This window comes from Candidatus Omnitrophota bacterium, assembly GCA_040755155.1.
Classification (GTDB): domain Bacteria; phylum Hinthialibacterota; class Hinthialibacteria; order Hinthialibacterales; family Hinthialibacteraceae; genus JBFMBP01.
In genome coordinates this window covers 24,466-49,114 of the sequence record JBFMBP010000097.1, presented here as the reverse complement: position 1 = coordinate 49,114, position 24,649 = coordinate 24,466, and the positions used below count along the sequence as shown (strand labels likewise).

The following is a 24,649-nucleotide window of genomic DNA, read 5'->3' as shown; positions in this document are numbered from 1 at the left end:
CCATTAACGAAAAAAACATTTTGTGATAGTAATGAATGAGTATCTCCAATAGATTTTTTTCCTTACCAGGAAAGGGGAGATAGAAGATGGACAAATCCTCTTCAATTTTCTCGCGGCGGCGGTTCATAAAAACAGCGGGCGCGGCGTTGCCGTGCATAGCCGTATGGGGAAAAGCGGCGGCTGACGCGCCTTCCCGGCCTAATATCGTTTTCTTGCTGACGGACGACCAGCGCTGGGATGCGCTGGGCTGCATGGGGAATTCCATCATTCAAACGCCAAACCTGGACCAATTGGCCGCCGAGGGGACGCTCTTTACCCATAATTTCTGCACCACGTCCATCTGCATGTCCAGCCGGGCGAGCCTGTTTACCGGCCTATATACCCGCTGCCACGGCATTGACGACTTCTCTTTGCCCTTGCCGCCGGAGCGTTTCGCCTATACCTATCCGGCGCTATTGCGCAAAGCGGGCTATCGAACGGGATTCATCGGCAAATGGGGATTGGGAGGAAAACTCCCCGCCGAGGAATTCGATTATTTCGAAGGCTTCGAGGGACAGGGGAAATATTTCCACGAAATCGACGGGAAACAAGTTCATTTAACCAAAATTTTAGGAGATAAAGCGCTGGATTTTATAAAGGGCTGCTCTAACGATAAGCTGTTTTGTCTGTCGGTCAGTTTCAAAGCGCCGCATGTGCAGGACGAAGATCACCGCCAGTTTCTATACGAGCCGGATTTGGAAGAACTCTATCAAAAAGATCAAATTCCCCTTCCAAAAACCGCTGATGATAAATTTTTCCAAGAACAATCCGAATTCGTCCAAAAATCGGAAGGGCGCATCCGCTGGGACAAACGCTTCGCCACCCCGGAGATGCGCCAAACCTCCGTCAAAGGATACTACCGCCTCGTGACCGGCGTCGATCGCGTTTTAGGAAAATTGAGGGCAGCTTTGCAGGAAGCGGGATTGAGCGATAATACCGTCATCGTCTTTACCTCGGATAACGGATTCTACCTCGGCGAGCACGGCCTGGCGGGCAAGTGGCTGATGCACGAGGAATCGATTCGCACGCCGTTGATTATTTTCGATCCGCGTCAGGACGCCGAGCAGCGCGGGCGGAAAATATCTGCCATGACGCTGAATATCGATGCTGCGCCCACGCTGCTCGATCTGGCGGGCGTGGAAATTCCCTCTTTTCTGCAAGGGCGAAGCCTATTGCCTCTTTTGCGCAACGAGAAAATGGATTGGCGGCAGGAATGGTTTTACGAGCATTTCTTCGGTTATCAAGGAAAAATTCCGCGCACGGTGGGCATTCGCACGGATCGCTGGAAATACGTTCGTTATATCGATCCCGATCCGGCGGTGGAAGAATTTTACGATATTCAAGACGATCCCTTGGAAGAGAATAATCTCATCGCCGTATCCGAATATCAACCGCTGATCGGAGCGATGCGGGATCGCGTTCAAGCGTGGGAGAAGCAGCTGCAAAATTGGAAATTGGACCCATCCTATCATTGGGGGGATCCTTTATAAATTTTAATTGCAATTAAGACGAGGGGAGCCGATCATGAAAAGATTATTGTTTTGGAGGACGATGGTTATTCTCTGCCTTCCGGTCATTGCGTTGGCGGGGGAGGAAGCGGTGGACGCGAAGCGCAAAGAGACGCTCGATCAAATGTTGAAGATGTTTCCCAAGAGCGAAGCGTGGGAAAAGTGGCTGCAAGCGAGCGGCGAGCTGCCGCCTGATTTCGACGCGTTGCCCACCCGCCCCGATCTTCCCGATCCTCTGCGGTTCGAAAATGGGGAAGAGGTAAAGACGCCGGAACAATGGCGGCAACGGCGGGAAGAGACGCTGAACCTTTTTTATCATTACGTCATCGGAACCGTTCCCCCGCCCCCCGGCGAAGTGCGCGCCGCCGAACAGAAACTGCGCCATGAAAATAAGGCGTCCATTCTGGATTTAGTTTTAGAATTCGGCTCCGAATTCAAGGCCAAACTGCATGTGGAGCTTTTCATTCCCGCCGGCAACGGGCCATTTCCTGTTTTCATCACCCAAGACAATCATCGCCGTTGGGCGCAAATCGCCGCCAGCCGGGGCTACATCGGCTGCGTCTACGCCGGGGCGGATTCGAACGACGACACCGGCGCGTTTATCCCGCTATGGCCGGAATGCGATTGGACCAAGTTGACGCGGCGGGCGTGGGCGGCGAGCCGCTGCATCGATTACTTGTACACCATGCCAACCGTGGATAAAGGAAAAATTGCCCTAACCGGCCACTCGCGCAACGGCAAACTATCCCTCATCGGCGCCGCTTTGGACGAGCGCATCACGGCGGTTATTTCCAGCAGTTCCGGCGCGGGAGGCGCTTGCTCCTATCGCTTCTTTTCCGAAGCCCAATTCGGCGAGGGCATCGAATTCATTACGCGCAGTTTTCCCGATTGGCTGCATCCCCGGCTGCGATTTTTTGCGGGCAGGGAAGAGAAATTGCCCATCGATCAACATCAACTATTGGCCTGCATCGCGCCTCGTCCCTGCCTGATCGCGACGGCGTTGAATGATGACGTGGAGAGCGTTTGGGCCATCGAGCGGAATTTTTATTCCGTAAGGCGAGTTTATTCCCTGCTCGGCGCGGAAAAAGCCTTGGCGCTGTACTACCGGCCAGGGACGCATGAAACCACGGCGGAGAACATCGAGCGCTATCTGGATTGGCTCGACGCCCGCTTCGGCCGCGGCCAATTGGATGTAGCGGACGCGCCCATCTACCCAGTGGGCAAAGTCAGCGCCAGCGCCATTTTCCCGGCAACCCAGCCCGCCAATCTGCCACTGTTGCAAACCCTCGACGGGAAGGCCATCGCCGCTAAAGAAGAATGGGGCGAAAAGAAAAAGGGGATTATGGCCCGCATCCTTTCCTTTATGGGCGAAGCGGCTCCTTACGCCAATCAGCCAGCAGGGGAATATGGATCGGAATATGCCTATGTCGCGCAAAAACTGGGGCGTCATAGTCTGCCGGAAGGGATCGAAAAAGTTAGTTTGAATTTCGGCGATTATATTGCAGGTGACCTCTATTACCCGGCGGATGCGAAAACGAATGCCAAAACCATTCCCGCTATAGTCTGGTTGCATCCTCTCTCTAACTCCAATGGCTATGTGGCAGGCTACCGCCGGGGCGAGAACATTCATCTCAAACTGGCGCAAGCGGGTTTCGCCGTTTTTGCCTTCGATCATATCGGCAACGGCGAACGTCTGATGGAGGTTTCCCATTTTTACGACCGTTATCCCGAATGGTCCTTGTTTGGAAAAATGGTGCGCGACGCTTTGTCGTCTTTAGATGCTTTCAATGGATTGGATTGGGTGGACAAGAGAAGGATATATGTTTTTAGTTATGGTCTCGGCGCAGCGGTAGGGCTTCACGCCGCCGCCTTGGACGAGCGGATTGCAGGCGCGGTATCCATCGCTGGGTTTACGCCAATGCGCTTGGATACGGTGGAGAAGGGAACCGGCGGTTTGGCGCGCTGGTCGCAATGGCTGCCGCTGTTGCCTAAAATGGAAGCGTTCATTGGACAAGAGACCCGCGTTCCCTACGATTATCATGAAGCGCTGGCGTCGATCGCTCCCCGGCCGGTTCTGGCGGCGGCGCCTCGGATCGACGGCCAGCATCCCATCGCAGACGTAAGGGCATGCGTCGAGGAGGCGAAGCAGGTTTATACCCTGTTCGGCGTTCCCGATAATTTGCAGCTAATGGAACTGGACGACTACAACCATCTATCGCCGGAAATTCAAGATGCGGTTATTGTGAAGTTTAAACAGATGATTGGCATGGAATAAGGAAAGTAATTCATTATCGGATAAGGAGACTCATTGTTGTGATATTTCTTGAGAAATGCCGCTCAGACAACTTGCCGATTCGATAGCGTCGTTTGAGAATAGCGGAAAGCATAATTTCGGATTTTATGGGGAGTCGCCCTTAAACGAATATCAGGAAGGGAAAAAGTGAAATGACGATGATTGAAGAGAAAAATATTTCGCGAAGAAGATTTATGAAGAGAGGCGCAACCGCTGCGGCCGCCGTCGCCTCCTTCAATGTGCTGCCCTCGAAAGATGCGCGAGCGGTGGAGCCTATTACCGTCGGCCTTATCGGCTGCGGGGGACGCGGGAAAAGCGCCATCAAGGAATGCCTGGGATCGGCGGACGAAGTAAAAATCGCCGCCGTAGCGGATCTCTTCCCCGATAATCTGGCCAAAGCCAAAGAGATTTTGGAGGAGATGGACAGCAAAGTTCCGGACGACCGCTGTTTTACCGGCTGGGACGCTTATAAAAAAGTAATGGAAACCGACGTTACTTACGTCATTATCGACGTTCCTCCCGTGTTCCGGGCGGAAATGCTGGAAGCGGCTATCAACGCCAAGAAGCATGTCTTCATGGAAAAACCCGCCTCCGTCGATGCTCAAGGCATCCGCCGCATCATCGCCGCCGGCGAAAAAGCCAAAGAACTGGGGCTTTCCATCGCCGCCGGAACTCAGCGCCGCCATCAGGGCGATTACATCGAAACTATTAAGCGCTTGCATGATGGCGCCATCGGCGAAATCATGGCCGCCCAGGCGTATTGGTGCGGAGGTCCCATTGGTTTCAGGGAACGCCAACCGAGCTGGTCGGATGTGGAATTCCAGATTCGCAACTGGTATCACTTCTTATGGCTGTCAGGCGATCATATCGTCGAACAGCACGTGCACAACCTTGACGTTATCAACTGGATTATGGGAACGCATCCTATAAAAGCCTACGGCTGCGGCGGCTGCGCCTGGCAGAAGCGGGGAAATATTTGGGATCATCACGCCATCGACTTCGAATACCCCAACGGCGTTCATATGACGAGCCTTTGCGGCCAGACGCCGCGTCCTGAAGGCCAAAGCTGGGTAAAGGAATCGGTGCAGGGAACGAAAGGCGTCTCCAATTGCGCCAACTGGATCAAAGGATTGAGCGAATGGAAGTATGAAGGGCATCATCAGAATGCGTATATCCAAGAACATACTGATCTGATCGCCAGCATCCGCTCCGGCAAGCCGATCAACGAAGCCCGCAACGTAGCGGAGAGCACGATGACGGCGATTATGGGACGCATGGCCGAGTATCAGAACAAGGAAATGACGTGGGAAGAAGCCATCAATTCCAACGAGAATTTGATAATCCAACCGTTGGAACTCGGCCCCAACGAACCCACGCCCGTCGCCATTCCCGGCGGCAAGGAATATACGGGTAAAGAAGGATGGAATCCTGGATGATCGCCGTATGATAATGGTTTATACAATGAGGCTCATGCAATATTGATAAAGTCCGTTTTTAAATTCTCCCCCCAAGCTGGGGGGAGTTAGAGGGGGGTTGATTTTATTAGACTTAAAACAACCCCCTCCTAACCTCCCCCAGGCTTGGGGGAGGAATAATGGAATTTTGCATGAGCCTCAAATACTATTGGAAAAATGCGGGGCGGAATTCAATCCGCCCCTCGTTTTTTCCGCGATGCTTTGCGCATCGCTCCCAGGCGCCTATAATAATAAAATTCCTCTCCCAAGATGGGGAGAGGTTAGGTGAGGGTTGATATAATTAAACTTATTATTCCCTCACCCTGGCCCCTCTCCCAGCGGGAGAGGGAAATAATACATAACAATCTGAATTGGAAGCATTATTTTCATTATCCATATTCCATATATCCGAGAGGCATCATGTCCCAACCTGTATCCGCCATTCATTTTCATAATACCGAATCCAATCGCAAGGAGCCGTTTCAGCCTCTCGAACCGGGCAAGGTTCGCATGTATACCTGCGGGCCGACGGTTTACAATTACGCTCATATCGGCAACTACCGCGCTTATCTTTTCGAAGACCTCTTGCGGCGGTATCTGAAATACCGGGGATTTCAGGTTAATCATATAATGAATATTACGGATGTGGAGGACAAAATCATCCGCGAATCCGGGGCTAAGAACGTTTCGATATTTGAATACGTAAAGCCTTTCATTCAAGCATTTTTTGAAGACCTTGACGTTCTGAATGTCGAACGAGCCGAACATTATCCCCACGCTACCGATTTTATTCCCCAAATGACGGAGATCATTCGCGTTCTGCGGGATAAGGGATATACCTACGAGAGAAACGGTTCTATCTATTTCAAAATTTCCCAATTCGAAAAATACGGACGCCTGTCCGGCGTTAAGCCCGATGGGGTGATGTCGGGCGCTCGCGTCGATTCCGACGAATACGAGAAGGAGGACGCGCGCGACTTTGTCTTATGGAAAGCCCGGAAAGAAGGGGAGCATTTTTGGACGACGGAATTCGGCGAGGGGCGTCCGGGATGGCACATCGAATGTTCCGCCATGTCCATGCACTATCTCGGCGAGCAGTTGGATATTCACTGCGGCGGCGAAGACAATATCTTTCCCCATCATGAAAACGAAATCGCCCAAAGCGAGGCCATGACGGGCAAGCCTTTCGTTCGTTATTGGCTGCATTGCCGCCATCTGTTAGTGAACGGCGAAAAAATGTCCAAATCGAAGGGGAATTTTTTCACGTTGCGCGACCTGCTCGTGCAGGGGCATCATCCAATGGCGATTCGTTATTTCATCGTCGCCAGCCATTACCGCAGCCCTATCAACCTTTCCGAAGAAGCATTGAAAGGCGCGCATTCCGCCTGGTCGCGCATTATGGATTTCCGTAACCGGATGAAAGAGACGATAGAAGGTGGAGAGAATGGCGTTTTCTCGCAACCGTTGGAGGCGGAACTCCAAACCTGCATGAACCGATTCGAGGAACGCATGGACGACGATTTGGATTCGCCGAGAGCGGCGGCGGCGGTATTCGATTTCATCCGTGAAGCCAACAAAATCTTCGACGACGCTCCCATCGCCAAAGAACAAGCGCAGAAGGTGTTGGAAGCGATGAACCGCATTGACTCCGTCTTCGGCGTAGCGAGAGAAGATGAGGCCGTTCTCAACGAAGATATCGATCGGATGATCCAGGAAAGGCAGGAGGCGCGAAAGCGAAAAGATTTCGCCGCCGCCGACGCCATCCGTGACCGACTGACTGGCATGGGGATCATTCTCGAAGACACCCGTGAAGGGGTGCGCTGGAAACGACGGTAACGCTGGATCACACTTATGTACTTTTTTCCAGTTTGATGGATACCGTTTCGCCAAACGTGTTCGGAAATGACGTGAGAGTTTATTTCCTTCGGTTCAATTACATGAAGCCCATCCCATATTTTTTGCTTTTGAACCAATCGCCATGTTATAATTGGTTATATGGCGCCGGTTGATTTATGGGGCTTCGAAAATGGATTTTCCGATTCTTCATGCCTTTCGTATGGTTTTCATCGTTAAGGTTTCTTTGAAGCGAGCAATGAACGATGACTAATCGAATAACTCATTTTTCCCTGATGACGGCATTGTATGCGTTTTGTTTTGGCGATCTCTCAATTGGCGTTGAAATTCCGTCGGCTTCGCCGTCTCCCCGGCTTCAGGTTCAAGGCGATTTTAATTTTCCTCCTTATGAATTTCTTGACGATAAGGGGGAGCCAACGGGTTTCAATATCGATTTAATTCGAGAAGTCGCCGAGGTTATGAACTTGGATGTGGAAATTCATCTTGGTTCTTGGAACAGCGTCCGGGAAGCGTTGGAAAAAGGGGAGATTGATATTCTGGCGGGAATGTTTTATTCCCCACAAAGAGACAAAACGGTTGATTTTTCCATCCCGCATACGATTGTAACCCACGCGATTTTTATTCGAAAAGATTCGCCTCCCATCCGAACGGAACAAGAGTTGAATGGAAAAGAGATCGTCGTACAACGCGGCGATATCATGCATGATTATGCGTTGGAAATGGGATTCGCCGATCGTCTTACCGCTTTGGAATCGCCTGGCGATGCGCTTAAACAGCTGGCGTCCGGGAAATACGATTGCGCCTTAGTAGCGAAATTTCAGGGATTGCATCTAGCCAAGCAATATCGAATTAAAAATATTGTAACCGTAGGTCCTCCTCTTTGTTCGAGGGAGTATTGCTTTGCCGTGAAAGAGGGCGATACGGCCTTATTGGAGAAATTGAACGAGGGATTGAATATCCTCAAATCGACCGGCGTATACAAAACTATTTACAGTAAGTGGTTTTCGATACTGGAACCGGCGGGGATTTCTCTCTGGAAAGCCGTCGAATACGCCGCTATGGCGTTGATTCCCCTCCTCCTTCTTCTCATCTTCGTTTTTCTCTGGTCTTGGTCCTTGAAAATCCAAGTGCGGCAGCGCACGAAAGAATTGGAATTGGAATTGAAGGAACGGAAGCGGACGGAAGAAGCCTTGTTTGATGAAAAGGAACGGCTCGCCGTCACTTTACGGAGCATCGGCGATGGAGTAATCGCCGTCGACACAATAAAGAGAATTGTTTTGCTCAACAAAATGGCTGAACAATTTACGGGATGGCGTGAAGAAGAAGCGAAGGGAAAGGATATCGACGTTGTTTTTCGCATTATTCACGAAAAAACGAGGAGGCGCGGCGTCAATCCCATCGATAGCGTATTGGATAAGGGGAGCAATGCGGGATTGGAGAATCATACAATTCTTATCGCCAAAGATGGAACCGAGCGAGTCATCGCCGACAGCGGCTCTCCGATCAAAAATATGGCGGGAGAAACGATTGGCGTCGTGCTTGTCTTTCGCGACGTTACGGAAGAGAGAAAAATGGAGGCGGAACTATTCAAAGCGCGAAAATTGGAATCCATAGGCCTCCTGGCGGGGGGAATTGCGCATGACTTCAATAATTTGCTTACCGCAATTCTCGGAAACCTATCCATTGCTAAATTAGATATCGATTCCTCTGATAGAATCTATAAACCGTTAAGCGACGCGGAAAAAGCATGCCTTCGCTCCCAAAATTTAACCCGGCAGCTTCTGACTTTCGCCAAAGGCGGCGCGCCTATACGAAAAACATCATCGATCAAGGAACTGGTAGAGGATTCCGCCACTTTCGTTTTGAGCGGTTCGAATTCGCGTTGCGAATTCTCCGTCGCCGATGATTTATGGACGGTGGAAGTGGATGAAGGCCAGATTAGTCAAGTCATTCAAAATATTGTCATCAATGCGGATCAAGCCATGCCGAATGGCGGCGCGATTCGCATTCGGTTGGAGAATTATTCTTTCCACTCCCAAGGCAAATCTTTGTCTTCGCTGATGCAGGAAGGGGATTATGTGAGAATATCCGTAAAAGACAATGGCATCGGTATTCCACAAGAGTATCTCTTTAAAATCTTCGATCCCTATTTCACTACGAAACAAAAAGGGAGTGGTTTGGGTTTAGCCACAGCTTACTCGATTATCCGTAAACATGACGGCGCCATTACCGTCGATTCGAAACCAGGCGATGGAACCGAAGTCGTAGTTTATCTTCCCGCTTCTCCGCAAGCGATTATCGCCAAAGAGACGGTCGAAGGATCGCTCTATCGCGGAGAAGGGAAAATTCTCGTTATGGACGACGATGCATCCATTCAAGATGTCGTAAGGCAAATGTTGGAGCATCTCGGCTTTGAGACGGATGCCGCCGATGATGGAAAAGAAGCGGTGGAAAGGTATAAGAAGGCATATGATTCCGGTCGTCCCTTTGGCGCTGTGATTTTGGATTTGACGATTCCGGGCGGGATGGGAGGGAAGGAAACCATTGAGAAACTGCGGGAAATCGATCCTGGCGTGAGGGCCGTCGTTTCCAGCGGATACTCAAACGATTCCATAATGGCGGAATACGATCGGTTTGGTTTTTCCGGAGTCGTCTCCAAACCGTATAAACTGGAAGAATTGAGCGAAGTCATGCGGCGTTTATTTCAACTGAAAAACGCTATATAGGAACGATTGAGCAAACGATTCACGCAATTCAACTATGGATTCCACAAAGCGGTGATGAGTTTATTGTTTGTCTGTGTTTATGGGGATATAGAGAAGAAAAGTCGTAAAAGAAAAGCTCCTCCGGTAGGACTCGAACCTACAACCCATCGGTTAACAGCCGATTGCTCTACCGATTGAGCTACAGAGGAACAAAATTTCGGTTTCAAATTGACTATGTTATACAGGTGGAAAATTATAGGTTTTCCCATCTTTCAGTCAAGACTCGGAATGGCCGATTCCCGCATTATGAGAAAAGTTCTTGAAATATTTTTCAAGCGAATTTTATTCGATGGGGATTGTCGTCATAAATCGAATAAAATTAACGTGATAATTTTGGGTTATGGATATTCGGCGCTCCAATATTCTTGAAGAGACAGCGCGAAAATCCTTCTCTTTTATTACCTCGTTCCAGTTATTTTTTTGTAGAGCCTGAATAACGGATTGGAACGGATGGAATCCAAATCATGGCGCAAGGCGGCGTTATCGTGTTGCAGTCGGTTGATTTCTTCTTGGCTTTCTTTTAGGCGATTTTCGCGGTCTTGGAAGCGGGCTTCGAAGAAAGGTGGGGAAGCGCTGCGTTTTTCAGGCCGTTGCAGCCAATTCAGCAGTGGTTTTATTTGATCGTCATTGGAGATGAGTAAAGACGCTTCTTTCGCTCCTCGGCGCTTGGCGGCGATATCCACTCGTTCCAGAACGATTTCTGTAATTAATTCTCTCAATCCTTTCTCGTCCTCGTAATCCAATACCCAACCGGCGTTGTGTTTATGAATCCATTCGGCCCAAGGCGATTGGGGGGTTGTCAAACAGGGAGCGCCCGCCCATAGCGCCGTTCCCGTACGCAGATCGGAAGACAAGCGCCGTTCTTCCGTAGGGCGCGAGAGGTCGATGGCGACGGCGGCGCGCTTTAGTTCGGCGGCGTATTCGCTGAAACATAACCGGCCCAGCCAGGAAACGTGAGGATGATCGGCGTATTCGGCGTATACGGAATCTTTCTCGCCGCCCCCGGTTCCTCCTGAGATGACGAGTTGCCCGCAGCGCAGGCGCGTCAGAACGTCGAGGATAATGCGAAAGGGGGTGGTTCTTTCTTGCCAGGGCCAGAACATGCCGCCCCAGAAGAGTTGCGGCTCGTCTTCGACATGGCCTTGGCGCGATGTCGGCATTTCGTGGAGGAGAAAAGGGACGACGGCGAGGCGGTCTGCGTTCGGCGATAGTCCCGCCCAGGTCAACCAGGCGGAATAATAACTCCGTTGCCGTTCCAGAGCGCATAAAAAATAATCGGCTTGGGATAGAGTATCGACTTTCTCGACGATGTGGTTATAAAAATTTTCGCGGTCTCTCCAGTAATATTCCAGAATTAAGGGACCGGGCAGATCGACGATGACGGGGATATCCAGCGGCTGCTTCAAAAAGGTCAATGGCTGCCACTGCTCGAACAGCGCCGCGTCGCAGCGCTGGTTTTGTATTTCTTGATGCAAAAATTCCGGCTTGAAGAAGCGGATGGGAACCTGACTTTGCGCCATATCGGGATGGCGCAGAGATTCAGGCAAAAAATAAAGGCAAGTAAAACCTTTACGGCGCAGAGCTTCGCCGAGACCCCAGACGCGGACACCGCCCCCGGCGCAGGGACGGCTGAAACAGGGCAGATTTTCCGTAGTAACGATGGCGATATTTTGAACCATGAATTTGAGCATCTGGGCGTTGGTATGGATTCATCCTAATGCAAAGCGCAGAATAAGAAAAGCGGCGCCTCCTTTATAAGAAGGGCCGCTTTTCGTAACCGGTCCGCTTATGCCGTGCGTTGAGGTTTCTTGAGACCTGTCATAAACAGGTGGGCTCCCAAAGACAACCGCTCCGTCTTCCCGCCAGGGGCCTGACGTATGGTTTCGACAGGGATCCCAAATTGTTTCTATAGCCTCGAAGACATTCTCGAACGTCACGAACACAGCAGAGCCTGTTTATCTCTGTCGCCGCGAATTCTTCTTTTATTTTATCACGTTATATAGTTCTATTCAAATCATTTTGCGCGAGCAGACGCCGATTCGATAAAAATTCATGGCGCGTCAATGGAGTCGAAAAAGTTGCCGCCTGAAACGCTCTCGTTCCCGATCGCTGCTTCATGAATTCTTATTGGCTTCCTCTTTATGTAATATTCTTTATTATAGGGACTTTGCCGAGCGATGGGAGCATAGGCGATTTCGATTTATTTTCGCCTTTTACTTCGTTTTACGAAATAGGATGGACAATCTTGGAAATTCAAGACTAAAATCTATAGAAAGTGCTTTAAGTCGAGAACTAAAAAGAAGTTTTCATTTGAAAGGAGACGGGAAATGTCTAGAAAAAAATGGTTGTTTGCGTTTGGCGCGTTGTTGGTTGCCGCTATGATGGGTGCGTGGGCTATGGAATCGAATGTCGCGCCGCAGGAATTCAATCCCAACGATCCCAAAGATTATCCCGTACTGACGAATATCACGATCGATATTAAGGGCATTTCCGAAATCGGCCAAATTTTCATGTTGGAAGGAATCGAGAATACGACTTCGGCGGTGTACGGCAAAACGGGATGGGATGCCGGCGACACATCGTACGCCCGTTTGGTTTTGCACGGCGTATTCGATAAAAAAATCCGCGATTGGCGCAACGGCGTCATTGATGGAACGGTTACGAAAAGAGATATTTGGTTGGATTTAACCAATTCGAAAAATCAAAAGATCCTTCGCGTTATATTCAAAAACGCTTTTCCCGTTAAATATTCTCTGCCGCCATTCGCCATCGACAGCACGACCCGCTACATGGAACGGCTGGAACTCGTTTACGATTATTTCACGATCACGAGCATCTAATAACCGATAGGAATCCAAGGGGAAAGAGGCTCAACTATGAAAAACTATTATCGTATCTTCCAATGCGCTTGCCTGGCGATTATGGCTGGGACGGCGGGTGCAGCTGCGCCCACCGCCGTGGATATGGAAATCGTCAATGGCGAATCGGCGATCTATATTCTGTACAGCGATGGAGTAATGCAGACGGTCGGTAAAGTCATTAGTTTAGGCTATCCCGGCTCCATCAAGGCGGTGGATTTCGAATTGACGAAAACGGAAAAGGGTTATTACATCCTTGAGGAGGACGGGACAGTCTATCCCTTCGGAGACGCTATCCTTTACGGTTCCCCCAGTTCGACGAAGAAAAAATTCGTCGATATGGAATTGCCGCCGGAGCGGGCGGGGTATTTTCTGCTGCGGGAAGATGGCCATATCGAAGCCATCGGCGATGCGATTTCGTATGGGGAACTACTGCTAAATAACGCCGCCGATCTCGAACTCGCTCCCGATGAACTTGGGTACTACGTTCTTTATCAGGATGGAACCATCGCGTTTTTCGGGACGGCCGTCAATCGAGGCTTCGCGCAAGAAGGCGGCGCCAAAGCGGTGGATTTGGAAATCGTCTCCGATGGATATTACGTCCTTTACAATAATGGGATCATTCATTATTTCGGGCAGGTGGATCCTTTGCCGTCCGAATTGCCGCAATCGGCGAAATACGTCGATATGGCTTTGACGGCACAAGGATACCGCACGATAACGGCGGATGGCGATATCCAAAGTTATTTCCGGTTGGACGGCCAGGGACAGATCAGCTGGTATGCGAAAGCGGAAAAGCGCGTCGTCCAGCCATTGGCGACTTCTACTCCTACCCAAACGCCAACAGCCACGCCTACGCCGACGAAGACGCCCAAGCCGGGCAGCAGCTATTTCGACCTGAAGATAGCGGGATTCAGCGAACAACTCTTGGCGAAACTGCCGCAAGGAAGCGCGATTCCCGCCGCGATGAACACCGGCCAGGCGAGCTTGGCGGGAGGCGGAACTTTTCTCGCCGCGTCGGATAGCGAGGAACTGCCAGCGCGCAGGATTTTATTCTTCAGCGCCAACGATTTTTCCAATAGCAATAAAACCGGCGCGGCCTTCGCCGAGTTGGTTTCCGCGCGCGGCGCTGCTGAGATTCGCGGGATATCGTTCAGCAAGTTGGGAATGATCGTAACCGTCAAGGATGATTCTTCCTATTCGCTCATATTGATCGCCGGCCCCTATGAAAGTTCGACGGTGCAGGATTTTATGATGAACTGAATACGAATGAATGATGAATGATGAATGATGAATGATGAATGATAATCGCCTTTGACAAGAAAGCATTTCGGGGAATGCTGAAATAAATAGGGGTGAACGAGGAATATGGATGGAGTAATAATGCGGCTCATCCTGCCATTATAAGTTTTTTTCGAATTGAATCAGGAAGGTAGGATGGGTCGCGTTTTTCGACCCATCGTTTTTTTGGAAATATACTATTTTTAGGAGTGAATAATGAAATCAGTATTCATTTTAGGAGCTGGCGCTTCCAGAGAAGCCGGGGGGCCTTTAATGAATGATTTTTTTGACAAGGCGGAAGGCGTCTATGCTAAGAACTTATCCAATCCACAATTTGAAGAGTCCAAACGTTTCTTTGAGAATGTGTTTAATGCTCTAAATCAATTAAAAATAATTTATGCCAAATCAAATATTAATATACATAATATTGAAACGGTTTTCGGTTTACTTGAAATGAAAAGCGTGTTAAATGAATGTTGTGAATGGGATATAGATACGAATGAACTGCATGATTCATTGATTGCTCTAATTATAAAAACTCTTTCTGGCACGATTATATTTAAATCTAAAATTAATCCAGGTGATAATCGTGGGAAAGCATATTTTCCTCCTGACCCATATATAGGATTTATTGGAACGATAATTCATGCGGCAAAAAAATATAATTCTGAATCATGGTATGATGATATTTCATTTATTACATTTAATTATGATCTTTCTTTGGATTTTGCATTAGCATGCGAACTCAAAAAGGATTATCTTAGCAATTTTAATGTAAAATATGAATATCATTTAACAAATTCTATAGAGGGAAATAAAATATCATTACTGAAACTTCATGGTTCAATGAACTGGATACCTTGTCGTGAATGTTACAAAGACAAGGTATCTAACTTTATCAATATAGTCGATCCACAAGAGATTATTACACATAATTATAAATCTGAGGGCAAAAATATAAAAACAATTTCGAACGAATTCTTTGAAGGGGAATATCTAAAAATAGATGATTTTTTGAAACGTACTAAAAATATTACTTGTAACCATGAACAGTCATCTCCATTAGTTCCCTTTTTGATCCCACCAACATTAGAGAAGATTTCTTTTCACAAACAAATATCTAATGTATGGAAAAAAGCCGCTAGCGTTATATCAAAAGCCGAAAATATTTTTGTTATTGGTTATTCATTGCCTGAGACAGATACTTTTTTTAAATATTTGTACGCCTTGGGTTCTATTGGCAAAACAAGAATAAAAAGATTTTATGTTTATGATCCTAACCCAGAAGTTCACGAAAGATTTAGGTCTCTTATTGGCGAAATGGTTTCGGGAAGATTTAAAGGAATAAAATGTAGTTTTCGGGAATCAATTCATCATATTGATCCAAGAACTGCGTATGATAAAGATAAAAAAATCAATGAAGATTCTATTGAAGATGCTTTAAAAAAAGCCTATAACTTGTAAATTTAAATTTTAGCGAAAAAGTATCAGAAAGGTTAGGCGATGGCCTATAGCAATCTTAAAGATTTTGTTCTGCGCTTGCATCGGGAAGGCGAGTTGGTAGAGATCGATTATCCCGTATCGCCTCGGCTGGAAATCACAGAAATCACCGACCGCGTTTGCAAGGCGGGCGGACCGGCGCTGTTGTTTACCAATCCCGACGGCTATGACATTCCAGTTCTCATCAACGCCTACGGTTCGGAAAAGCGCATGGCGATGGCGTTAGGCGTGAAGCGCTTGGACGAAATCGCCGAACGCATCCGCGCCTTGACGCTCTTCAAGCCGCCGCAGCGGTTCGCGGAAAAGGTCGCCGCTCTGTTTCAGCTGAAGGAACTGGCGGATTGCGCTCCCCGGCGGGTAAATGACGGACGCTGCAAGGAACTTGTTTTCAAGGAAGACGCCTCGCTGGAGAGGCTGCCCATTCTCACCTGCTGGCCCAAAGACGGCGGACCGTATATCACGCTGCCGCAAGTGTATACGCGCGATCCGGAGACAGGCATCCGCAACGTCGGCCTCTACCGCGTACAAGTCTTCGACGGCAAAACGACGGGGATGCACTGGCAAATTCACAAAGTTGGCGCGTCCCATTTCCGCAAGCATTTCAAAAAGAACCAGCGCATGGAAGCCGCCATCGCTCTAGGCGGCGATCCGGCGCTGCTCTACGCCGCTTCCGCTCCCTTGCCGCCCAATGTGGACGAACTGTTCTTTACCGGCTTCCTGCGCCAGGCGCCGGTGGATTTGGTTCGCTGCGAGACCGTGGACGTGGAGGTTCCCGCCGATGCGGAAATCGTCATCGAAGGCTATATCGATCCGCTGGAAAAGCGCATGGAAGGGCCATTTGGCGACCATACGGGCTACTATTCCCTCGCCGAACCTTATCCCGTCTTTCACGTTACCTGCATCACAATGGCCAAAGATCCCATTTACCCCACAACTGTTGTGGGGATGCCGCCGATGGAGGACGCCTTCATCGGCAAAGCCACCGAGCGCATTTTCCTGCCGCTCATCCAGATGACTTTTCCCGAAATCGTGGATATGAACCTGCCCATCGAATCGGGCTTCCATAGCCTGGCCATAGTCTCCATCAATAAAGCCTATCCCGGCCATGCTTTTAAAACCGCCCATGCGATATGGGGAACAGGCTTATTATCGTTGACGAAAACGGTGATCGTCGTCGATGCTCACGTCAATGTACACGATTACGCCGAGGTTCTCTGGCGCGTCGGCAACAACGTTGCGCCGCAAAGGGATTCGCAATTCGTTCAAGGGCCGGTGGACGCGCTGGACAATTCCTCGGAAGCCCCTTGCTTCGGTTCGAAAATGGTAATCGACGCCACCCGCAAACTACCGGAAGAGGGATTCTCCCGCGCTTGGCCGCCCGATATCGTAATGACGAAAGAGGTGAAACAGAAAATCGACTCGATTTGGGAGGAACTGGGGCTGCCGATTTCCCTCAACGAATCGAAGCGAAGAACTTTCCGCATCACTCCAGCGGACGAGGCGGCGGATTGATGGCGGCGGAAAGAATCCTCGTAGTCCCGCGTTCCTATCTGGGCGAGTTTCTCGCGTTCCGGGGTTTTCGTCCCGCCTCGGCGGCGAGTCCGGAGGCGTGGATGGAAGCGGCGCTCTTCCTGCCGCGCCCGGAAATGGAGACCGATCCTTCTTATAAGCAAATCATCCCTTATATTCTTCTGCGCCATGAGGAAAGCGTATTTCGCTACCGCCGCACCAAGCGGGCGGGCGAAAGCCGATTGCATCATCTCTATTCCATCGGCGTTGGCGGGCATATCAATCCCCGCGACGAAAACCTTTTCACCGAATCTCATGAGGTTTTGGAAGAAGCGGCCATGCGCGAATTGCATGAAGAAATGGAGGTTGGAACCGCGCCATCGCTGCGTCATGTCGGCTTCATCAACGACGACGATTCCGAAGTGGGGCAGGTTCATCTGGGCGTGGTTTACGAAGCCCTGCTGCCCAATAAGCAAGTAAAAATTAGGGAAAGCGCTCTCAGCCGGGGGGAATGGGTGGAGATTGGGCGCTTGCAGGATGGGGCGGAATATGAAACCTGGTCGCAGTTCATCATCAGCGATTATTTGCTGCGGGAGAGATGAGTACATGGCCGCCGCGCCTCATTATCCTAGAGTATCGCGCTACAAAACCGCCGAAGCGTTTCGTACCCATTTGCAGGAATTGAGTATCGAGCTGCCGCTCGACGAAAAAATCCTGACCGCCGCCGAAGGTTCGCCCTTAGCTCAGCCGATAGAAATATTTGGTAGACTCATCGGTAACCGCTGGTGCATTCATCCGATGGAAGGATGGGACGGCGAATCAAACGGAATGCCCTCCGAGCATACCTTGCGCCGCTGGCGGCGTTTCGGCGAGTCGGGAGCGAAAGTGATTTTTGGCGGCGAGGCTTCCGCCGTCTGCCATCAAGGCCGCTCCAATCCCTATCAGCTTCTCGCCGTTCCCGCCAATAAGAACGGATTCGCCGCGCTGCTCAATGTTCTAAAGCAGCAGCATAAACAGTTATATGGAACGGCGGACGATCTGCTGATCGGTTTGCAGTTGACGCATTCGGGACGCTTCAGCAAACCCAATTCCTCAGATCGCCCGGAACCGCGCATTCTATTCCATCACCCTATTTTAGATAAAAGAGTCGGCGTCGCGCCGCATGACGATTCCGCGATCATGACGGATGGCGAAATCGAAGAACTGATCGAACGTTACGCCGATGCGGCGAAGATGGCTTACGATGCCGGCTTCGATTTCGTCGATTTGAAGCATTGTCATGGCTATCTGGGCCACGAGTTTCTCAGCGCCCATACCCGCGAAGGGCAATACGGCGGCGCCTTCGCCAACCGCACTCGCTTTCTGCGAAACTTGGCGCAAAGAATTCGCGCCGAAGTTCCAGGTTTGCATTTGGCCGTGCGTCTGAGCGCCTTCGATCTTATCCCATTCCGGCCAGCGCAGGACGGCGTTGGCGTTCCCGAACCCTACGAACACCTTCTTCCCTACCGTTACGGTTTCGGCGTCGACGTCTTGAATCCTCTACAATACGATCTGTCGGAAACTTTCCAATTTTTATCGGAAATGGAAGAGTTAGGGATCGAATTGGCGAATATTACCGGCGGCAGCCCTTACTATAATCCTCACATCCAGCGCCCGGCGTTGTTTCCGCCATCGGACGGCTATGAACCGCCGGAGGATCCGCTGACCGGCGCGGCGCGATTGATCCAGGTTGCGCGCATAATCAAGGCAAAGTTTCCTCGTATGAAAATTATTGGAACGGGATATACCTACTTGCAGGAATTTTTGCCCCACGCCGCCCAAGCCGCCGTACGCGAGGGATGGACGGATATGGTTGGCATAGGCCGCATGGCGTTGATCTATCCCAATCTGCCCGCCGATTGCCTCACTCGCGGCGCTGTGGACAGCAAGCGCCTCTGCCGCACGTTTTCCGATTGCACCACTGCGCCCCGGCACGGTATGATTTCCGGCTGCTACCCGCTGGACGAGTATTATAAAACCATGCCGGAAGCGGCGAGAGTAAAAGCGATCAAGAAAAAATAATTCATTCATAGAAAAATTCCGTCTTATGCTCCTAATAAAACAAAGCGTGGAAGAGGCTTCCAGCCTCTTGAATAAACAAAAAAGAGCCAGGATGGCTCTTCTACTATTCTCCTTATCATCGCTGAAAGACTCGTTAAGGCGGCTTTTCACTCGTCACTCGTCACTCGTCACTGCTTTTCTGCGCTATCCAACCGATATCTACTTATGCCTTTTTCTCTTTGGAGGACTTTGCCTGAGCTTCGCCGGACACGGCTCCTTTGTCGATGAAAATCTGGTTATTCAAACGGTGAAATCGATGGCCGAAAGAGGCGAGTTTTCCGTAATGAATATGTTTCAATCGCTGCCAGGGCCGGACGGCCAGTATTACAGCCGTTACGGCATCGGCTTTCCCTTGTTGTTGCTGCCTTTCTACTACCTCGGTGATTTACTGAACCATTGCTTTCCCGGCGCGAATGTTTTTATGGGCAACACTCATTTTTTCGCCTTATTATGGGCGAATATATTCATTGCTACTCTCGCGGGCTGGGGGATGTTTCGTCTTTGTTTGCAAATGGGAGCCGACAAGTGCGTTTCCGTTTTTCTCTCCATTGGATTGATCTTCGCCACGCCTTTCTGGCCATATGCCAAGACCTTATTCCGCCTGACGGCGTCGGGAGCGGTTTTGATTTTCGTTTTCTGGATAACAGAGATTTTGCGGAAATCGCCTTCTCGCCGAGCATGGATCGCCTTAGTTTTCTTTTGCGCTTTAGGCATCAACCTGCGCGAGGATTTAACGATCGCTCTTACAGCGATAGGTCTTTATTCTATGCGGCAACGGGTGGGGCGCTGGCAGCGGTTTGGATCGTTCACCGCAGGCGCCATTGCTGGAATGGCGATATGGGGATGGCATAATTACATTCGCTTCGGTTCTTTTTTCATCGAAAATTACGAAGACCTCTCTTTCCATTATCCCCTCATTCTCAGCCTGCCGGAATTGGTTTTTGGCCTGCGCCGGGGATTGATCGCTTATGCGCCGCTTTGCTTGCTGCTTCCCTTCTCCTTTTTCGCCTCGCGGCGCAAAAAGAAGATGGACGCCTGGCTTCTCTGCGTTTTCATTCTCTGCGTCTATTTTCTTCTCTACGGAAAATCGAGCATGTGGCATGGAGGAACATGCTGGGGTCCAAGACATATGTATTTTCTGTTGCCCTTCGCCTTGCTGCCGGGGATTTGGCTGTTGGGCGAGGGACGGCGCGGTTGGAGCCTATTCGCCGCCGCCGCTTTATTATGGGGTATTGTGATGAATTGGCCGGGAGTTTACGCTCACCAAGGTTTTTGCCAATCGTTTTTTAACCGCCCGCCTTTTTGGGAATACTTTTTCAAACCTATAGTTCATCCCATTTACATCACGTTCGAGGAGCTGGATTTGTGGTGGATTCGCATGATTAAATTGAATGGGACGCCGTGGCTCGCCGCCTTTCTGATTATAATGGGTCTGACGTTGTTTTGGGGTTGGCGGTTATGGCGAAGCGTGAACGTAGAATCCAATGAACACCCATCCTGATTCCTGCCCGTCTCTTCAAGCAAAGCCTTCTTTGGGACGAAGCGTATTCCTGCTTTGGTTATGGCTCCCTTGGCGGCAAGGACGAAACCGTTTGCGGAGAATAACGTTGGACGGCGTTTTGAAGGGCGTAATTTTAACCAGCTTTGCAGTTGGAGTAGGGTGGTCGGAATACGCATTATTTTCACGCTTTCTTTCCGTATTGGGCCGCGTCCCGTTGGGGTATACGCTGGCGTTGCCGCGTCTCTTATCCATCGTAGGATCGTTTCTATTCGCCTTTTTAATGTATTCCAGCTTGCTGACGGCGTTTTCGGCTTTTTACCTGGCGGACGATCTCCCGTTGCTTTTAGCCGCTCCCGTTCGCCGCAGCGCCATTCTGATCGCAAAATGGTTCGAGACCATCGTCCGCAGCGGATCGACATTCGTTTTACTTGCCTTGCCGCCGATGGCCGCCGCTGGGCGCTTCTTCTCGCTAGGCTTGGCGTTTTATGGAACCTATCTTATAGCGCTGCTCGCGCTGGCCTCCTTAGCCGTCAGTTTGGGCGTTGCAGCGGCAATGCTGCTTATGCGCTTTTTTCCCGCCAAACGGCTGCATCAAACCATCGCCATTATGGGCTTGAGCTTGGCGGTATTTCTAATCGCGGGATTGCGTTTTTTACATTTGGAAACGCTATGGAGCGACGATCCCTTATCCAGCCCGCTTATGCAATATTTGCATAACGGTTCCCAAGATTGGCTGGACTATGCGCCCGGCGCCTGGTTCGCTCAGGCCGTTGCGCCTTGGTTATTGAACGCGAAAGGCAACGCGCCGTTCCTGGCGCTGGGAACGTGTGCAGCGTTCGCCTCTCTGTTTTTCGTATTGCTATTTGGCCGCCTTCTCTACATGGCGGGATGGTGGAAAAGCCGCGAGTCCAACGATCCTTCAGTGCGGGACGCCGGTTCGAAAATCGGGATGCGATGGCGATGGATTCCCGGATCGCGGGCTTTTTGGATTATGATGTGGAAAGATTGGCTGATTCTGCGCCGCGATCCCGCCGTCTGGACGCAGTTGTTCATGATGCCGCCCCTGGCGGCGCTTTATCTCCTCAACCTCGCTTTTCTTCCGCGTGAAACTCAAGAACTCGCTCCGTTCTTCGCGGCGGCCAATGTGGGACTGATCGGTCTGATCGTTTCCGCCGTAGGAGCGCGTTTTTTGTTTCCCGCCGCCAGCCGCGAAGGACGAGCGGCATGGCTTCCCCTCGCTTCTCCCGCCACTTCCTGTCAGCGCCTATTGCAGAAATCGCTGTTTTCGATTCCGCCTGTTATGGCTCTTAGCCTGCTTTTGTTGTTGACGTCGGGATGGATATTGCATTTGAGTCCTAGCTTATACGCCTGGTGCGCCGGATACGGCTTCCTCCTCACTCTGCAATTGGGCGTTATGGCCGTGAGCTTGGGATTCGTCTTTCCCTGCTTCCAATATCGCCATTTATTGGAAGTATCTTTGGGAAAAGGGGCGTTTATTTATATGATCCTGGCTTTGTCGCAAACGGGCAGCCTGGTCTATCTCGCCTTGCGCGGCCTTTTGGAATCGCCGGACGCCCTTATTCCTTTTGGAGATGTACGCTTGTTGCTATGGTTGGCGGGGTGGAGCGCCGCGAATGGATTTTGCATTTATTGGGGAAAAAAGAAAATGACGGCGTTGGAGTAATTCCTGCTTGCCGATCCTGGCGGTTTGAACTTGCCGGAACTTCCGTGTAGGATAAAGCGCTTAAACCATGCCGCGGACGGTTCGCTGTCCGCGCGCAATATAAAAAGAAAAGGGAGGATTGCAGAATATGAAATTACGAATCGTCGTAACCGCCTTATGTTTTCTGATGGCGGCGGCGCCGTCGTTCGCCGCCGAAAAACCGATCCGCGTACTTTACTTGACGAAGTCTTCGGGATTCGAACATTCCGTCATACATCGGGAAAAAGGAGAACTGGGCTTATCGGAAAAAGTCATGCTCGATCTGGCCGAGAAGAACAACTTTGCCCTCGTCGTAACTAAAGACGCAGGCATGATTAACGAGCAACAATTGAAATGCTTCGACGTTGTACAATGGTACACGACGGGCGATCTCTGCCAACCCAGTAAAGACGGCGGCGCGGCGATGTCCGAAGCGGGACGCGACGCCTTTGTTAAGTGGGTGAAGGACGGCGGCGGCTTTGCTGGAATGCACACGGCGGCCGACACTTTCCAAAGCGGCGGCAAATCTATTTACGAACCCTATCGCGAAATCGCTGGCGGCGTATTTCTCACGCATAAAAACCAAGAGGAAGCCAAGCTGCTCGTCCAGAAGCATCCCATTACTTCCCACCTCGATCCCGAATGGACGATTTTAGACGAATGGTACATCTTCACGGATGTAACCAAAACGTTGAAGCCTTTAATTGTCCTCGATACCAAGTCGATGAAACAGGATGAATACAAGCAGCGCGATCCCTATCCCATTGCCTGGCTAGACGAAATCGGCCAGGGCCGCGTTTTCTGTACGGCCATGGGCCACCGCGAAGACGTATGGACCAATCCCAAATTTCAGGAATTGATCGTGAAAGGCATCAAGTGGGCCGCCAAAAGGCTGGATTGATGGTTCGGCGATTTCAATGGAGTCAACGATTAGAAAAAGAGGCGGATTTTCCGCCTCTTTTTTCGTGGGAAGGGATTTATTTTTTTACGGGTTGAGGAGGACTCTTTTTCTTCGCCTCCATTCTGTCTTCCAAAAATTGGATGCCCTTTTTGAGAACGGTGCGGAATTTGGCTAAGCCGTCTTTATCGTTGCGCGATTTGGGTTGTATGGAATCGGGAGTAAAGAGGCAGGCGAGAAAATATTTTTCCGGGGGATTTTGGGCCGCTGTATTGATCAATCCCGCCGCCTTTAAAAAGAGGCCAAGGGTTTTTCTCGCTCCTTTTTTTAATGGGTCCAAGACATCTTCGCTTTGCAATAGAATGTTGCCCAGATGGATCAATATGCCGTTTTTCGTACCGTGGGCGCCCAATGGCTTAACTTCGCTGGGAGGAAGATCTTCTTCGATCTCAAAATGGGAAGCGATCTCTTCCAACTTCATGGTACGTTCCGTTGTTTTGCCGAACATGCCGACTTTTTCTTTGATCGTCGGCATTTTCCCGTCGTTTTTTTGTTTAACTCGATCTTTGAAAATATCCAAGATCGACCGCGCCTCCATTTCCATGTTGGCGCTTTTCAAGATTTTTACCAAATGAACGATTTTCGATTTTGGAAAAAATTGGTCTTTCTTGTCTAGAGAAAAAACCATATCGCCTAATTTGATGAGAAAATCGTTAAGCAATTTGCACAAATCCTCGTAGATTTGGTCTTCCGATTGACCAATGCCGCTGAGATTTTCCAATGGAACGACGCCCGGCCCCATTTCGGCGAATGTTCGGGGCGAATTGTTCATGTCTTTCCTGATTTTTGCCAATTCGTCCGCTGCACTCGCCGTTTGAAGGCGTTGCATGATTTCTTCTTGGGTTAGTTTTGATTTGGTTTTCATTGTTTTTTCAATAAACCGTTCAAGATGCGCCCGCCATCCTCAGAAGAAAATCAAAACATAATCCCTATCCGACATTGATGCTTGATTTAACGATAACATCGGAAGATCGCATCGATTATGAAACGGTAAAACCTTATTTGCATCAACGCGTTACGTAATAATTTTTATTTTTTTACGTAATTTTCTTTTCAATTTTATCCTCATCTTGCGTTATTAGTAGAGGTCTCCACACCAAAAATCTAACTATATTATATCGGCTTAATTATAAGGTTTATAAGTTTTTATTGGAAGAAGCGATTGCAAGACGGATAATGAAAAGACGTTTGAGGTTCATGCAAAAATGATAATATCGAATTTTTATTTCTTCCTCCAAACGCAAGTGAAGTTTGATATACATTGATTTTATTAGGCTTATATTAACTCGCTCCAAACTACTCCTAAACTTGGGGGAGGAGTAATGGC

The 24,649-nt window shown here is 49.8% G+C and carries 16 protein-coding genes, 1 tRNA gene and 1 other RNA gene; 14 read left to right on the top strand and 4 right to left on the bottom strand.

What is annotated here, in order from left to right:
* Window positions 1–86: 86 nt before the first annotated feature.
* The 5 genes from AB1656_14205 (at window position 87) to AB1656_14185 (ending at window position 9,874) form a co-directional block, all read left to right on the top strand.
* On the top strand, window positions 87–1,529 hold the full coding sequence (locus AB1656_14205) for a sulfatase (GenBank protein MEW6236534.1): 1,443 nt from the start codon (window positions 87–89) through the stop codon (window positions 1,527–1,529).
* Window positions 1,530–1,563: 34 nt separating this feature from the next.
* Window positions 1,564–3,822: an alpha/beta hydrolase gene (locus AB1656_14200; protein MEW6236533.1), complete on the top strand. Its 2,259-nt coding sequence runs from the start codon at window positions 1,564–1,566 to the stop codon at window positions 3,820–3,822.
* 170 nt (window positions 3,823–3,992) lie between these two features.
* Window positions 3,993–5,276 carry a Gfo/Idh/MocA family oxidoreductase gene (locus AB1656_14195; protein ID MEW6236532.1) on the top strand — a complete coding sequence of 428 codons (1,284 nt, stop codon included), beginning with the start codon at window positions 3,993–3,995 and terminating at the stop codon, window positions 5,274–5,276.
* 438 nt (window positions 5,277–5,714) lie between these two features.
* The gene (gene cysS / locus AB1656_14190) at window positions 5,715–7,130 is read left to right on the top strand and encodes a cysteine--tRNA ligase (protein ID MEW6236531.1); all 1,416 of its coding nucleotides are present in this window, start codon (window positions 5,715–5,717) and stop codon (window positions 7,128–7,130) included.
* Between the two features lie 263 nt (window positions 7,131–7,393).
* Window positions 7,394–9,874, top strand: coding sequence for a transporter substrate-binding domain-containing protein (locus tag AB1656_14185; protein ID MEW6236530.1), 2,481 nt, complete (start codon window positions 7,394–7,396; stop codon window positions 9,872–9,874).
* Window positions 9,875–9,989: 115 nt separating this feature from the next.
* On the opposite strand, the gene AB1656_14180 is transcribed toward AB1656_14185, so the two are convergent.
* From AB1656_14180 to ssrS, 3 genes are all read right to left on the bottom strand, one after another.
* Window positions 9,990–10,062 (bottom strand) — tRNA-Asn (locus AB1656_14180).
* Between the two features lie 249 nt (window positions 10,063–10,311).
* The gene (locus tag AB1656_14175) at window positions 10,312–11,592 is read right to left on the bottom strand and encodes a hypothetical protein (protein ID MEW6236529.1); all 1,281 of its coding nucleotides are present in this window, start codon (window positions 11,590–11,592) and stop codon (window positions 10,312–10,314) included.
* A 96-nt stretch (window positions 11,593–11,688) separates the two neighbouring features.
* A non-coding RNA gene (gene ssrS, locus AB1656_14170) (6S RNA) lies at window positions 11,689–11,867 on the bottom strand.
* A gap of 373 nt (window positions 11,868–12,240) precedes the next feature.
* Here ssrS and AB1656_14165 point away from each other — a divergent pair.
* The 9 genes from AB1656_14165 to AB1656_14125 all read left to right on the top strand — a co-directional run bounded on the left by AB1656_14165 (window position 12,241) and on the right by AB1656_14125 (window position 23,265).
* Entirely contained in the window at window positions 12,241–12,753 is a 513-nt protein-coding gene (locus AB1656_14165; protein ID MEW6236528.1) for a phage tail protein, read from the top strand.
* Between the two features lie 36 nt (window positions 12,754–12,789).
* The gene (locus AB1656_14160; GenBank protein ID MEW6236527.1) at window positions 12,790–14,034 is read left to right on the top strand and encodes a hypothetical protein; all 1,245 of its coding nucleotides are present in this window, start codon (window positions 12,790–12,792) and stop codon (window positions 14,032–14,034) included.
* A gap of 234 nt (window positions 14,035–14,268) precedes the next feature.
* Entirely contained in the window at window positions 14,269–15,516 is a 1,248-nt protein-coding gene (locus tag AB1656_14155) for a hypothetical protein (protein ID MEW6236526.1), read from the top strand.
* A gap of 39 nt (window positions 15,517–15,555) precedes the next feature.
* The gene (locus tag AB1656_14150; GenBank protein MEW6236525.1) at window positions 15,556–17,064 is read left to right on the top strand and encodes a menaquinone biosynthesis decarboxylase; all 1,509 of its coding nucleotides are present in this window, start codon (window positions 15,556–15,558) and stop codon (window positions 17,062–17,064) included.
* Window positions 17,064–17,663, top strand: a complete 600-nt coding sequence (locus AB1656_14145) for an NUDIX domain-containing protein (protein MEW6236524.1) — start codon at window positions 17,064–17,066, stop codon at window positions 17,661–17,663. The genes AB1656_14150 and AB1656_14145 overlap by 1 nt, the downstream gene beginning before the upstream one ends.
* A 4-nt stretch (window positions 17,664–17,667) precedes the next feature.
* The gene (locus tag AB1656_14140) at window positions 17,668–19,122 is read left to right on the top strand and encodes an NADH:flavin oxidoreductase (GenBank protein ID MEW6236523.1); all 1,455 of its coding nucleotides are present in this window, start codon (window positions 17,668–17,670) and stop codon (window positions 19,120–19,122) included.
* A 91-nt stretch (window positions 19,123–19,213) separates the two neighbouring features.
* A complete protein-coding gene (locus AB1656_14135; protein ID MEW6236522.1) occupies window positions 19,214–20,662 on the top strand; it encodes a hypothetical protein in 1,449 nt (482 codons plus the stop codon).
* A 91-nt stretch (window positions 20,663–20,753) separates the two neighbouring features.
* Window positions 20,754–22,346 (top strand): hypothetical protein, encoded by a 1,593-nt coding sequence (locus AB1656_14130; protein MEW6236521.1) that lies wholly within the window; start codon window positions 20,754–20,756, stop codon window positions 22,344–22,346.
* Window positions 22,347–22,473: 127 nt separating this feature from the next.
* Window positions 22,474–23,265, top strand: a complete 792-nt coding sequence (locus AB1656_14125; GenBank protein MEW6236520.1) for a ThuA domain-containing protein — start codon at window positions 22,474–22,476, stop codon at window positions 23,263–23,265.
* Between the two features lie 76 nt (window positions 23,266–23,341).
* Here AB1656_14125 and AB1656_14120 read toward each other — a convergent pair whose 3' ends face one another.
* The gene (locus AB1656_14120; protein ID MEW6236519.1) at window positions 23,342–24,187 is read right to left on the bottom strand and encodes a hypothetical protein; all 846 of its coding nucleotides are present in this window, start codon (window positions 24,185–24,187) and stop codon (window positions 23,342–23,344) included.
* Between the last annotated feature and the right edge of the window lie 462 nt (window positions 24,188–24,649).

Bases quoted from the DNA above. Each gene is read 5' to 3' on its own strand.
- AB1656_14155 (MEW6236526.1), top strand. From the start codon at position 14,269: ATGAAATCAGTATTCATTTTAGGAGCTGGCGCTTCCAGAGAAGCCGGG.
- AB1656_14165 (MEW6236528.1), top strand. From the start codon at position 12,241: ATGTCTAGAAAAAAATGGTTGTTTGCGTTTGGCGCGTTGTTGGTTGCC.
- AB1656_14135 (MEW6236522.1), top strand. From the start codon at position 19,214: ATGGCTCTTCTACTATTCTCCTTATCATCGCTGAAAGACTCGTTAAGG.
- AB1656_14150 (MEW6236525.1), top strand. From the start codon at position 15,556: ATGGCCTATAGCAATCTTAAAGATTTTGTTCTGCGCTTGCATCGGGAA.
- AB1656_14200 (MEW6236533.1), top strand. From the start codon at position 1,564: ATGAAAAGATTATTGTTTTGGAGGACGATGGTTATTCTCTGCCTTCCG.
- AB1656_14125 (MEW6236520.1), top strand. From the start codon at position 22,474: ATGAAATTACGAATCGTCGTAACCGCCTTATGTTTTCTGATGGCGGCG.
- AB1656_14205 (MEW6236534.1), top strand. From the start codon at position 87: ATGGACAAATCCTCTTCAATTTTCTCGCGGCGGCGGTTCATAAAAACA.
- AB1656_14120 (MEW6236519.1), bottom strand. From the start codon at position 24,187: ATGAAAACCAAATCAAAACTAACCCAAGAAGAAATCATGCAACGCCTT.
- AB1656_14160 (MEW6236527.1), top strand. From the start codon at position 12,790: ATGAAAAACTATTATCGTATCTTCCAATGCGCTTGCCTGGCGATTATG.
- AB1656_14175 (MEW6236529.1), bottom strand. From the start codon at position 11,592: ATGGTTCAAAATATCGCCATCGTTACTACGGAAAATCTGCCCTGTTTC.
- cysS (MEW6236531.1), top strand. From the start codon at position 5,715: ATGTCCCAACCTGTATCCGCCATTCATTTTCATAATACCGAATCCAAT.
- AB1656_14145 (MEW6236524.1), top strand. From the start codon at position 17,064: ATGGCGGCGGAAAGAATCCTCGTAGTCCCGCGTTCCTATCTGGGCGAG.
- AB1656_14185 (MEW6236530.1), top strand. From the start codon at position 7,394: ATGACTAATCGAATAACTCATTTTTCCCTGATGACGGCATTGTATGCG.
- AB1656_14195 (MEW6236532.1), top strand. From the start codon at position 3,993: ATGACGATGATTGAAGAGAAAAATATTTCGCGAAGAAGATTTATGAAG.
- AB1656_14140 (MEW6236523.1), top strand. From the start codon at position 17,668: ATGGCCGCCGCGCCTCATTATCCTAGAGTATCGCGCTACAAAACCGCC.